Source organism: Devosia sp. (assembly GCF_034675085.1).
GTDB lineage: Bacteria > Pseudomonadota > Alphaproteobacteria > Rhizobiales > Devosiaceae > Devosia.
Genome location: NZ_JAUCDN010000073.1, coordinates 1 through 12,389 on the forward strand (window position 1 = coordinate 1; position 12,389 = coordinate 12,389).

At 64.6% G+C, this 12,389-nt stretch carries 11 protein-coding genes; 3 read left to right on the top strand and 8 right to left on the bottom strand.

Features of this window, described 5'->3' with window-relative positions; translation table 11 throughout:
- Positions 1-57 precede the first annotated feature (57 nt).
- A complete protein-coding gene (locus VDP82_RS06675; protein WP_323014071.1) occupies positions 58-1,104 on the top strand; it encodes an FUSC family protein in 1,047 nt (348 codons plus the stop codon).
- On the opposite strand, the gene VDP82_RS06680 is transcribed toward VDP82_RS06675, so the two are convergent.
- The 8 genes from VDP82_RS06680 to VDP82_RS06715 all read right to left on the bottom strand — a co-directional run bounded on the left by VDP82_RS06680 (position 1,092) and on the right by VDP82_RS06715 (position 10,357).
- Positions 1,092-3,461 carry an aldehyde dehydrogenase family protein gene (locus tag VDP82_RS06680; RefSeq protein WP_323014072.1) on the bottom strand — a complete coding sequence of 790 codons (2,370 nt, stop codon included), beginning with the start codon at positions 3,459-3,461 and terminating at the stop codon, positions 1,092-1,094. The genes VDP82_RS06675 and VDP82_RS06680 overlap by 13 nt on opposite strands.
- 40 nt (positions 3,462-3,501) lie before the next feature.
- Positions 3,502-4,491, bottom strand: a complete 990-nt coding sequence (gene deoC, locus VDP82_RS06685; RefSeq protein WP_323014073.1) for a deoxyribose-phosphate aldolase — start codon at positions 4,489-4,491, stop codon at positions 3,502-3,504.
- Positions 4,492-4,527: 36 nt separating this feature from the next.
- Positions 4,528-4,944: a cytidine deaminase gene (locus VDP82_RS06690; protein ID WP_323014074.1), complete on the bottom strand. Its 417-nt coding sequence runs from the start codon at positions 4,942-4,944 to the stop codon at positions 4,528-4,530.
- 3 nt (positions 4,945-4,947) lie between these two features.
- The gene (locus VDP82_RS06695; protein WP_323014075.1) at positions 4,948-5,913 is read right to left on the bottom strand and encodes an ABC transporter permease; all 966 of its coding nucleotides are present in this window, start codon (positions 5,911-5,913) and stop codon (positions 4,948-4,950) included.
- 3 nt (positions 5,914-5,916) lie between these two features.
- Positions 5,917-7,047, bottom strand: coding sequence for an ABC transporter permease (locus tag VDP82_RS06700; protein ID WP_323014076.1), 1,131 nt, complete (start codon positions 7,045-7,047; stop codon positions 5,917-5,919).
- On the bottom strand, positions 7,044-8,639 hold the full coding sequence (locus tag VDP82_RS06705; protein ID WP_323014077.1) for an ABC transporter ATP-binding protein: 1,596 nt from the start codon (positions 8,637-8,639) through the stop codon (positions 7,044-7,046). Before VDP82_RS06705 ends, VDP82_RS06700 begins: the two co-directional genes overlap by 4 nt.
- Positions 8,640-8,648: 9 nt before the next feature.
- Positions 8,649-9,653 carry a BMP family ABC transporter substrate-binding protein gene (locus VDP82_RS06710; RefSeq protein ID WP_323014078.1) on the bottom strand — a complete coding sequence of 335 codons (1,005 nt, stop codon included), beginning with the start codon at positions 9,651-9,653 and terminating at the stop codon, positions 8,649-8,651.
- A gap of 236 nt (positions 9,654-9,889) precedes the next feature.
- Entirely contained in the window at positions 9,890-10,357 is a 468-nt protein-coding gene (locus tag VDP82_RS06715) for a CoxG family protein (RefSeq protein ID WP_323014079.1), read from the bottom strand.
- A 141-nt stretch (positions 10,358-10,498) separates the two neighbouring features.
- Between VDP82_RS06715 and VDP82_RS06720 the strand changes: the two genes are divergently transcribed.
- Complete coding sequence (locus VDP82_RS06720) at positions 10,499-11,722, top strand: cell surface protein (RefSeq protein ID WP_323014080.1); 1,224 nt, start codon at positions 10,499-10,501, stop codon at positions 11,720-11,722.
- Between the two features lie 30 nt (positions 11,723-11,752).
- The coding region (locus tag VDP82_RS06725; RefSeq protein ID WP_323014081.1) for a DUF6384 family protein at positions 11,753-12,389 on the top strand (637 nt) is incomplete at its 3' end.

Sequence of the window (12,389 nt, forward strand, 5' to 3'; positions counted from 1 at the left end):
ATGTCCTTATCCCGAAACCGGTTCCCACTTTCGAGGGACATGCTGTAGGCCCGGACCATGGAAGAACTGCCGCGCGTCGACCCCCATGAAGACCCCTATCTGGCGCTGCGCACGGCGCTGGCGGTGGCGCTGTGTCTGCTGCTGGCCGAGCCGCTGGGCATCACCATGCCCATGCTGCCGGCGGTGATGGGCATGAGCATCATGTCCAACCAGCGCGGGGCGCTCAATCCCCGCGTCTTCGCCACGCCCATCGCCCTGCCCGTCATCGGCATCATTTTCAGCTGGGTGGCGGCGGTGACGGTCAATGAGCCGATGGTCTTCACCCTGGTCAATATCGGGCTGGCCGTGGGCGGACTGGCGCTGATGCTGTTCAAGGGATCGCGCGGGGGCATGATGCTGACCGTGTTTCCGCTGATGATGGCCATGTCGGCGCTTTACAGCGACTATGCCCTGGCGGTGATGCGCGACAGCATGGTGATGGGCGGGGTGGCGCTGGGCGTGGCGGTGGTGGGGCTCAACCTGCTGTTTCCACCGCGCACGAAACGCGTGCATGAAGAAGTGGTGGCGCCGCTGGTGAGCGGGCAGGCACGGCGGCATCTGCTGATCCGCAGCGCGGTCTACCTGCCGGTCATGCTGGCCACGTTCGCTTCGGGCGACATGAACCTGATGATCGTGCCGATCATGCTGGTTTTCGTCTGCGCCGAGCCCCGGCGCGGCACGCAGGTGAACCAGATCGTCGATCGCGGCGGCGGCACCATGGTGGGGGCGCTGATCGCCATCGGGGTGCTGACGATCTACAGCATGATCCCGGAACTGCCGGTGCTGATCCTGTTGTGCACGGTGGTCACCTATTTCCTGATCGACAAGATGACCACCGGCAAGCGCCGCCCGCTGATCTATCAATATACCTGCTCGGCGGCGCTGGTGATGATCCTGCAGGCGACGACGGGCGGGCGGGACGCGCTGGAAGTGGTGCTCCAGCGCGTGGTGATGACCGGCGGCGCCATGATGGCCGCCATTATGGCGCTGGCGCTGCTCGAAGCGATCTTCCTCGCCCCCGAGGACGAGGCACCGGCAGCGCCACCGGCGGCTCAGGCGCCGTAGGGCACCCAGACATTCTTGACCTGGGTGGCGCGGGCAAGGAAATAGTCGCCGGCGAAGCGCTCATCGGAGAGATCGTAAGCAAGGCCGCGGCTGGTCCAGGTCTGCTTGAGATTGCCCACGGAAGCCTTTTCGACCATGACCGAGCCGGCGGCCGAACCCATGAACCAGAGCCCGTCGACGCCATCATGCTCGGCCAGGGTCTTGGCCAGCGCCTCGCCATCGCCGGTGACGATATTGACCACGCCCGAGGGCATGTCGGAGGTTTCGAGCACCTGATAGAAATCGGTCATCGACAGCGGCGCGCGCGCGGAGGGGACGAGCACGACACTGTTGCCCATGGCAATGGCGGGAGCCAGGAGAGCCACCGCGCCCAATAGCGGGTTGGCTTCGGGCGCGACGATGCCGAGCACGCCCAGCGGCTCGACCATGGCGGCGGCGATGGCGCGCAGCGGCGCATTATGCACCGCGCCGTCATATTTATCAGCCCAGCCGGCAAAGGCGAAGAGGCGCTCGACGGCGCGGGCGACTTCTTCGGCGCCGTTGCGGCCCGTCTGCGCCTTGATGCGGGCAGCAAATTCGTCGCGGCGGTAATCGAGATTTTCAGCGAGGAAATAGAGGATCTGGGCGCGGGCATGGGCGGATGTAGTGGCCCAGCCGGAGGCGGCGCGGGCCGCTTCCACCGCGTTGCGGATATCCTTGCGGTTGCCCTCGCCCACTTCGCCCACAAGTTCGCCCTTGGGGCCGAAAACGGGGCGGCTATATCCGCTATCGGGGCGGGCCTGCTTGCCGCCGATATACATTTTGGCGGTCTGGTCGATCTGGGCGGCGTCGAGCGGATTGGCGGCCCCCGCCTTCGCGGGGGCTGCGCTGGGAGAAGACGCTTTCAGCGTTTTCTCCCAGCTTGGCTTGAGATAGGCGGCCATGCCTTCGCGCCCGCCTTCGCGGCCGAAGCCGCTCTCCTTGTAGCCGCCGAAGCCGACGGCGGCGTCGAACTGGTTGGTGCCGTTGATCCAGATAACGCCGGCCTTGAGCCTGGGGGCGATGTCGAGGGCGAGATTGATATTCTCGCTCCATAGCGTCGCAGCGAGGCCATAGCGGGTGTTGTTGGCCAGCGCCACCGCCTCCTCGGGGGTGCGGAAGCTCATGGCGACGAGCACGGGGCCGAAAATCTCCTCGGCCACAAGTGTATTGGCGGGGGAAACATTGGTGACGAGCGCGGGCTTGAGAAAACAGCCCTGGGCCGGAAGCGGACCATCGGGCTCATAGACATGGGCGCCTTCGGCAATGCCCTTTTTCATCAGGTCACGGATGCGCTCGACCTGCACCGGAGCGACCATGGCGCCGATATCGATGGATTTATCCAGCGGATCGCCGACGCGCAGGCTGGCCATGCGGCGGCGCACCTTGGCGATGAATTTTTCCTCGATGCTCTCCTGCACCAGAAGGCGCGAGCCGGCGCAGCACACCTGTCCCTGGTTGAACCAGATCGCCTCAACCAGCCCTTCCACGGCGCTGTCGAGATCGGCATCCTCGAAGACGAGGTAAGGGCTCTTACCGCCCAGTTCGAGCGACAGGCCCTTGCCCGAACCGGCGGTGGCGGCGCGGATGAGCTTGCCCACCTCGGTGGAGCCGGTGAAGGCGATCTTGTCGATGTCGGGATGGTTGACGATGGCGGCGCCGGTATCACCCTCGCCGGTGACGATATTGACCACACCCTTGGGCAGGCCGATGCGCTCGCAAATCTCGGCAAAGAGCAGCGCGGTGAGCGAGGTGAATTCGGCGGGCTTGAGCACCACCGTATTGCCCGCCGCCAGCGCCGGAGCGATCTTCCAGGCCAGCATCAAAAGCGGGAAGTTCCACGGGATGATCTGGCCGCAAACGCCATAGGGCTCATGGCCGGGAAATTCACGCGCCAGATGGGTGGCCCAGCCGGCGTGATGGTAGAAATGGCGCGCCACCAATGGGATATCGGCGTCGCGGCTTTCGCGGATCGGCTTGCCATTGTCCATGGTTTCGAGCACGGCGAAGAGGCGGGAATGCTTCTGGACCATGCGGGCGATGGCATAAAGATATTTGCCGCGCTCATAGCCGGACAGCGCGCTCCAGGACTTGAAGGCGGCGCGGGCGGCCTTGACCGCCGCATCGACATCCTCGGGCGTGCCATCGGTGATTTCGGCCAGAGAGGCCCCGGTGGCGGGATTGTCGGCCGAGAAGGTCTTCCCCGGCGCGGTCCATTGCCCATCGATGAAATGGCCGAAGCGGCGACCACGGCTGTCGAGCCAGGCAATGGCCTGATCGGGACCCTCGGGCGCCGGGCCGTAGTCGAGGCTGTCGAAAATCTCTGCGATCTTGTTCATCTGCTGGCCTCCTTCAGAGTGCCGGAAATTTCCAACGCGATCAGACCATCGGCTGGCGGTAATCGGCGGCATAATGGCCGGTCAGGCCATGTTCGAGCTGGCGCTCGATATCGGTGAGCAGGCTGGAGGCGCCGAAGCGGAAGAGATGGGGCTGGAGCCAGTGGGTGCCCAGCTCTTCCTTGACCAGCGCCATATATTTGAGCGCGTCGCCGGCCGTGGAAATGCCGCCGGCGGGTTTGTAGCCGATCTCGATGCCGGTTTCCTCGGCGAACCAGCGGATCATGCGCAGCATGGTGAGGCTGGTGACGAGGTTGGCATTGACCTTTTCCTTGCCGGTGGAGGTCTTGATAAAATCGGCGCCGGCCAGCATGCAGACCAAGGAGGCCTTGGCGACATTGGTCTGGGTGGCCAGCTCCCCGGTGCCCAGAATGGTCTTGATGTGAGCGTCGCCGCAGGCCTTGCGGAAGGCCCGAACCTCGTCATAGAGCCCCTGCCAGTCGCCGCGCAGCACCATGCCGCGCTCGATGACGATGTCGATTTCCTGCGCGCCATCCTTCACCGAAGCCTCGATCTCGCCGATGCGGGTTTCGAGCGGGGCGAGGCCGTGCGGGAAGGCGGTGGAGACGGCGGCAACGGGAATGCCGGTGCCTTCGAGCGCGCCGACCGCCGTCTTGACGAAGCTGTGATAGACGCAGACGGCGCCGGGCAGGATGCGCAAATGATCGACGCCCAGTTTCTGGCGGATATCGGCGCGCAGGGGATTGCGGGCCTTGGCGCAGAGGCGCTCGACGCGGCCGGGCGTATCGTCGGAATTGAGCGTGGTCAGGTCGATCATGGTGATCGCCCTGAGCAGCCAGGCGAGCTGGTAGTCTTTCTTGACCGTGCGGCGGGCACCGATGCTGCCGGCGCGGCGCTCCAGCGCCGAGCGGTTCATGCGGATGCGCTCCACCCAATCGAGATCCAGCGGATAGCCGGGATTGCGCTTATGGGCGGGCTCAGGGGGCTTGCTGCCCACGACCTTGAGACTCATCGCTTTTCCTCCGGGCCGCGTGAGGCGGCCCCTTCATCAGGGCGCCAGATATTCGGGCCCGAAACTATGCGGCAGCAATTGGGCCAAAGTCTGCACCAGCGGCGCCCCGTCGACGCCATGGGAGACGATTTCCACATCCGCATCGGCAAATTCGCGGATGCGCTGGCGGCAGCCGCCGCAGGGGGTGACCGGCATAGCGCCGGGACCGGTGACATAGATGCGCCTGATGCGCTTGCCGCCGCCGGCCAGCATGGCGGCGATGGCGCTGGGCTCGGCGCAATTGCCCACCGGATAGGCGGCGTTCTCGACATTGCAGCCGGCATAGATATTGCCATCATCGGCCAGGATCGCCGCGCCCACCTGAAACTTCGAATAGGGCGCGTAGGCGCGGGCCCGAACGGCTTCGGCGGCGGCGAACAGGGCCTTGTCGATCTCGCTGACGACCTCGCTCATGGCCTAGCGCTCCTTGGTATAGGGCACGCCGCCCGCCTTGGGGCCCACGGCCTTGCCGATGAAGCCGGCCAGCAGGACCACGGTGAGAACATAGGGCAAGGCCTGGATGGCCTGCACCGGAATCTCGATATCGAACAGACGCGCGCCCTGGAGGCGGATCTGCAAGGCATCGAGGAAGCCGAACAACAGGCAGGTGAACATAGCCGGCAGCGGCTTCCACTTGGCGAAGATCAGCGCGGCCAGGGCGATGAAGCCCTTGCCCGCCGTCATGTTGTTGCCGAAGCCCGACCCCTGCGCGATGGAGAAATAGGCGCCGGCCAGCCCGCAGAGCACCCCGGTGATGAGCACGGCGGAATAGCGCATGCGAGTGACGGAAATGCCGGCGGTGTCGACCGCCTTGGGGTTTTCACCCACCGCGCGCAGGCGCAGCCCGAAGCGGGTGCGATAGAGCACATAGGCGGTGAGCGGCACCATGAGAAAGGCGATGTAGACCAGCAGATAATGGCCCGAAATCAGCTCCGAATAGATCGGACCCAGGACCGGGACATCGGCCAGCTCCCGGGCAAAGGGCAGATCGATGGTGCTGAAGCGGCCATTGGGGCCAAGAGCGGGGGTGCGGCCGCCCTGGCGGAACCATTGCTGGCCCAGGAACGTGCACAGCCCCGCCGCCAGCATGTTGATGGCGACGCCGGCGATGAGCTGGTTGCCCTTGAGCGAAATGGCCGCGGCGCCTTGCAGCGCGGATGTCGCCATCGACACGCCGATGGCGGCGAGCAGGCCCAGCCAGGCCGAGCCGGTGAGCGCGGCGACGACGCCGGCCCCGAACGCGGCCGCCAGCATCTTGCCCTCAAGCCCGATATCGAAGACCCCGGCGCGCTCGGAATAAAGCCCGGCCAGGCACGCCAGCAGCAGCGGCGTCGAGAGGCGGAGCGTGGCGTCGAGAATGGAGAGAATGGCGCCCAAATCCATGGCTCAGCCCTCCGTGCGGGCGCTGGAGACAGCGACGGCATCGGCCTTCTGCTCGGGAGAGAACAGCATGAAGCCGCGTTGCAGGCCGGGGCGGAACAGCCCTTCCATGGCGCCGGTGAACAGGATCACCAAGGCCTGGATGATGACCACCACGGTGCGGTCGAGCCCGGAAATGACGTATTGCAGTTCGTTGCCGCCCTGATAGAGCGCGCCGAACAGCAGCGCCGCCAGCCCGATGCCGATGGGATGATTGCGCCCCATCAGCGCCACGGCGATGCCGACGAAACCGACATCGCCCATGAAATCGAGCACCAGCCGGTTCTGCACCCCCAGCACTTCGTTGAACGCGACCAGCCCGGCCAGCGCGCCCGACAGCGTCATGGTGACGATGATCATGCGCGAATTGGAAATGCCGGCATAGCGCGCCGCCGTGGGGTTCTGCCCCATAACCCGCAGGGCATAACCGAATTTGGTGTGCCAGAGCAGGATATAGACGCCCACCAGCGCCAGAATGGCGATGAAGATGGAGAGATTGACCGGGGTATAATTGAAGGGAGCGAAAAAGCTGCCCAGCTTGGGCATGCGGCCGGTTTCGGCGATCATCGCCGATTCCGGGCCCGAGACGCCCGCCGGCTTGAGCACGCGGTTGAGCATGTAGATCATCAGCGCCGAGGCGATGAAATTGAACATGATGGTGGTGATCACCACATGGCTGCCGCGCTTGGCCTGAAGATAGCCGGGAATGAAGGCCCAGGCGCCCCCGAACACGGCTGCCGCGACCAGCGCCGCCGGCGCCACGATCAGCCAATGGGTATTCTGCAAGGCCAGGGCCACGATGATGACGCCGAGCCCGGCCACATAGGCCTGGCCATTGCCGCCGATATTGAACAGGCCGCCATGCGCCGCCAGCGCTACCGCCAGGCCGGCAAAGATGAAATTGGTCGCGTAATAGAGCGTGTAGCCGATATTGTAGCCATTGCCGAAGGCGCCGGTGACGATGGCCCAGATGGCGGTGAGCGGGTTCTGCCCGATCATCAGCACGACCAGCCCCGACACGAAGATGGCCAGAGCCAGATTAAGCAGGGGCAGCAGGGTCACATCGGCCCAGCGCGGCAGGGGTCTAAGCGCACTCACGAAGCGGACCTTTCCTCGACGACGCCGGCCATCATCAAGCCAAGCTCTCCTTCGCTGGCGGTGGCCGGATCGGCCTCGCCCACGATCTGGCCGTCGAACATGACCAGGATCCGGTCGGCCAGCGAGCGGATTTCATCAAGCTCGACCGAGACGAGCAGGATGGCCTTGCCCGCATCGCGCATCCTGATGATCTGGTTGTGGATGAATTCGATAGCGCCGATATCGACGCCGCGCGTGGGCTGGCCCACCACCAGCACGTCGGGATCGCGATCCATCTCGCGCGCCAGCACGATCTTTTGCTGGTTGCCGCCGGAAAACAGCGCCGTCTTGAGATTGATGTCGGCCGGGCGCACGTCGAACGTCTTCATCTGCTCGGTCGCCTTGGCCTTGGCCGCGCCGATATCCAGCAGCGGCCCCGCGCCGTATTCGGGACTGCCGGTATAGCCCAGAATGGCATTTTCCCATTCGCTGAAGCTGGTGACCAGACCCATGCGCTGGCGGTCCTCGGGCACATGGGCGAGACCGGCGGCGCGCGCCCGCGCGGCACCGTCATCGCCGCGCAGCGAAAGCGCGCTGCCATTGAGAATGACCTTGCCGGCGCGCTGGTCGCGCATGCCGGTGACCGCTTCGAGCAATTCGGACTGGCCATTGCCGGACACCCCGGCGATACCGACGATTTCGCCGGCACGGATGGAAAAGCTCACATCCTTGACGCGGGTGATGCCCATATCGTCATTAACGACGAGGTTCTGCACTTCCAGCAGGGTCTTGCCGGGATTGGCGGCGCCCTTTTCGACGCGCAGCAGCACCCGGCGGCCGACCATCAGCTCGGCCAGTTGCTCGGGCGAGGTTTCGGCGGTCCTCACCGTCGCCACCATTTCGCCCTGGCGCATGACCGACACCGAATCGGTGATGGCCATGATCTCGCGCAGCTTGTGGGTGATGAGGATCACCGTCTTGCCCTGGGCGCGCAGGGTTTCGAGCACGCGGAACAGATCGTCGGCCTCGCGCGGCGTCAGCACGCCGGTGGGCTCGTCCAGAATAAGGGTTTCGGCGCCGCGATAGAGGGCCTTGAGAATTTCGACGCGCTGCTGCTGGCCCACCGAAATATCCTCGATGATCGCATCGGGGTCGACTTCGAGGTCGTATTCGCTTTCCAGCCGGTCCAGCTCGCGCCGGGCGCGGTCGACGCTCTTTTTGAGCAGGGCGGAATCCTCGGCGCCGAGCACGACGTTTTCGAGCACGGTGAAATTGTCGACCAGCATGAAATGCTGGTGGACCATGCCGATGCCCAGCGCCAGCGCATGGCGGCTGTCGGTGATGGCCTGTTCGACGCCATTGACGCGGATCGTGCCGCTATCGGCGGTGTAAAAGCCATAGAGGATGGACATCAGGGTCGATTTTCCGGCCCCGTTCTCTCCCACTATGCCGTGAATGGTGCCCCGGGCGACCTTGAGGTCGATATCCTTGTTGGCATGCACGGCCCCGAAGCGCTTGTTGATCTTCTCAAGCTCGATGGCCCAGCCATTCGCCGGTGCGGAAGCAGCGGCCGAATCCGGCCGCTGCGTGATGTTGGTGTTCTCGCCGTTCATGCTGGCCGCTTACAGCGGGCAGTTCATGTCGGTTTCGTAGTCGTGGACGACAAGCTCGCCCGACAGGATCTTGGCCTTGAGCGCCTCGACCTGCGCGATCATGTCCTCGGTGATGAGGTCCTTGTTGTATTCGTCGAGCGAATAGCCGACGAAATCGCCGTCAAGGCCCAGATTGGTGGGGCCGGGCGTGAAGGTGGCGTCGTCACCGGCACTGTTGAAGGCAGCGATGACGGCGTTATCGACGCGCTTTTCCATCGAGGTCAGCACCGAGCCGGGGTGCAGGTAGTTCTGGTTGGAATCGACGCCGATCGAATATTTGCCGGCATCGGCCATGGTCTGGAGCACGCCCAGGCCCGAGCCGCCGGCAGCGGCGAAGACGACTTCAGCGCCCTGGTCGATGGCGGCCTTGGCCAATTCGCCCGCCGTGACCGGATCGTTCCAGGCAGCGGGGGTGGTGCCGGTATAGGTTTCGATCAGCTTGGCATCGCCATTCACCGCGCGCACGCCCTGGGCGTAGCCGCAGTAGAAGCGGTGGATCAGGGGCACGTCCATGCCGCCGACAAAGCCGTAAGTGCCCGAATCGGACTTCATGGCGGCCAACGCGCCGACCAGGAACGAGCCGGTATGCTCGTCAAAGCGGATGGACTGCACATTGGGCGCATCGACGGTGGCGTCGATCACCACGAAATTGGTGTCGGGGAATTCAGCCGCCAGCGGCCCCAGCACCGATTCCCACATGAAGCTCATGACCACGATGGGGTTGGCGCCCTGGCTGGCGAAGCGGCGCAGGGCCTGCTCGCGCTGGGCATCATTCTGCAATTCGAGGTCCAGATAGGTCTTGCCGGTCTCGGCCTTCCACTTCTCGGCGCCGTTATAGGCGGCCTCGTTGAAGGATTTGTCGAATTTGCCGCCCAGATCGTAGATCAGCGCCGGATCGGCAAGAGCAGCCCCCGTCAGGAGCGCGCTCAGCGCGACACCGCCGGCAATGGCCTTGGTAAAGGTGGTGAGTTTCATTGACGTCATCTCCCTGTCCCGCACTGGAGCGTCGAGGCCTGGCCTCAAACGGATTCTCTCCGTGCGCTGGTTTCGAATACAATCGTGCAAACGCAGGGGCCGCAAGAGGGAATCACTCAATTTTTTCCGGTTGGTCAAAATTTGGGCGTTACAGGTTAATCTGCGTTACGCACCTCAATGCCGGCGGCGGCCCCGGCGCGTCTATAGCCGGGAGCGCGGGGCTCCGTAAATACCCATCAGGCGTCCTCGCCCAGCGGAATGACGGGGGCGCCCATGGCCTCGCCAAAGCGCAGGAAAAAGCCGTCGATGATCTTCTGGGCGGAATTGCCGATGACGGCCTTGCCCAGCTTCATGATCTGGCCCGAGGCCCCGCCCTTGGCGGCAAAGACCAGCAATGTATCGGCCTCGATATCGGAGAGCACGATATCGGCGGCGCCTTCGGCCAGCCCGAGCAGCCCGCCCTTGCCCCGCCCGGAAAGCGTATAGCGCTCGGCCGGCACGATGCCGGAGAGCGCCAGATCGCCTTTGAAGACGGGGTGGGCCACGCCGAGATTGACCTTGATTTCCAGATCGAGCGTAGTCTCACCGGACCAGTCGATGCGGTGGCAGCCGGGAATGGCGGCCTTGAGCACATCGGTATCGTTGAGCGCCGCCCAGACACTGACGCGGGGCGCGGCGATATGGTAGCGGCCGCCGAAATCCATCAAAGGCTCCCAACCCTTTACGTGCGGCTTTTTCGCACCAATGTGGGTTAAATAGTTGCCGCCGGGCCGGCTTGCAATTGTCAGCACGCCCCGCAGGGGCGATCTATAGCGCCAGAGCGGCGCCAGCATGGGAGAACACGAATGGCCGATGACGTAACGACTGCGCAGACCACCCAGAATGCAGCAACCGCGCTTGTGGAAAAGCCGCTGCAATATCTGGACCGCGCCGTAACGGCCATCCGCGACCTGGGCATCTGGCCGGAAAACCAGGGCGAGCAGCCCATTACCGGGCTTCTGAGCCAGATCACCGAACTGGACGAGACCCGCGTGGTGCTGATCGGGCGCACGCTGAGCCAGGCCAGCGCCTTCAACGAAGTGGTGCGCGAGCAGATCGCTGCCATGAAGATCGGCGAGCGCTACGAGGACATCACAAAGGGCTTCGATTCGATCCGCGACGACGCCAAGGCCATGGTGGACCAGCTTGCCGACAACAAGCTCGACCTGCTCGAGCGCGCCTCGAATGTGTGGATGAAGGTGAGCCGGGGCGACATCGCCACGCGCTTCAACAAGATCCGCGACACCTATCTGTCGGTCACCAAGGACACCAAGGACCAGATCGACCGCGAGCAGATCATCCTGGAAGCCTATCGCGATTTCCGCGGCGCGCTGAAGCAGGCCGAGGTGATGGCGCTCGAAGTGCTGGAAACGGCCGAGAAACGCCTGGGCGAAAAGAAGGACGTCCTCAGCGCCGCCTCCGAGGCGGTGGCCGGCTATACCGGCAGCGTGCCGGCGGACCGGGCGCGGCTGGAAATGGACCGCGACGAAAAGCTGCGCGACATGCAGAACGAGGAAAAGCGCTACCAGATCGCCAAGGACCTCTCGGACAATCTCACCATCTCCTACAACACCTCGGAAGTGGTGATGGCGCGGCTGATGCAGACCACCAACGCCAAGGAGCGGGTGTATCAGCAGTCGATCTCGTTCTTCTCGACCAACGAGACGGTTCTGACCGCGCTTTCGGCCTCGTTCACCGGCATGTTCGGCCTGCATGAATCGACCGAGACGCTGAACGCGATGAAGGAAGGCATGTCCAAGAGCCTCGAAACGCTCTCGGAAATCGGCGACAAGGTGCAGGAAGAGGCGGTCAAGGCCGGCTATGGCCCGACGGTGCGCGCCGACGCGGTGAAAAAGCTGGTCGATTCGGTGGTGAACTTCCAGGAAAAGAGCCGCACCATCATCAACGAGATGCGCGTGGCCTCGACCAAGAATTCGGCGGAAATCCGCGACGCGGTGGAAGACGGCAAGCGGCGCCTGGCCGCGCTGGCCGCCGACGGCAACGCGCTTCTGCTCGAAACCAAGCGCTGAGGAGCGGCAGACCACGGGTGAACGCCAGCCATGAGTGACGTGACAGCCAAGCCCGCTGCTCCTTTGGACGAGGTGATGCTGGCGATGGACGTGGTCGACACGCTCCGTCACCAGCAGGACCTCGCCTTGCGCGAACTCGGCACCGACGCCAAGGAAAAGCAGCTCATCGAGAAGCTGCGCGAAATCTACAGCCAGCAGGGCATCGAGGTGCCGGACCGCATTCTGCGCGAAGGCGTGGCGGCTTTGCAGGAAAGCCGCTTCGTCTACGATCCGCCCGCCCCCGGCTTCGGCACCACGCTGGCCCGGCTCTATGTGGGGCGCAAGCGCTGGGGCAAGCCGGCCGCGCTGGCGCTGGCGGCGCTGCTGGTGGTCTGCATCGGCATTTTCGGGGTGTGGCAACCCTATCAGCGCGGCGTGGCCGAGGCGGCCCGGCTGGAGCTGAGCGAGGGATTGCCGGCGCGGCTCGATGCGCTCTACCGCACCATTTACGAGGAAACCAAGGTACAGCAAGCGGTGCTGGACGCCGAGGCGCTGCGCACGCGCGGGCAGACTTTCGCCGCCGAGGGCAATCGGGCGGCGGCCGAAAAGGCCGAGACCGAACTGATCGCGCTGCGCGATCGGCTGCGGCAGGACTATACGCTGCGGGTGGTCAACAGAAGCGACGTGA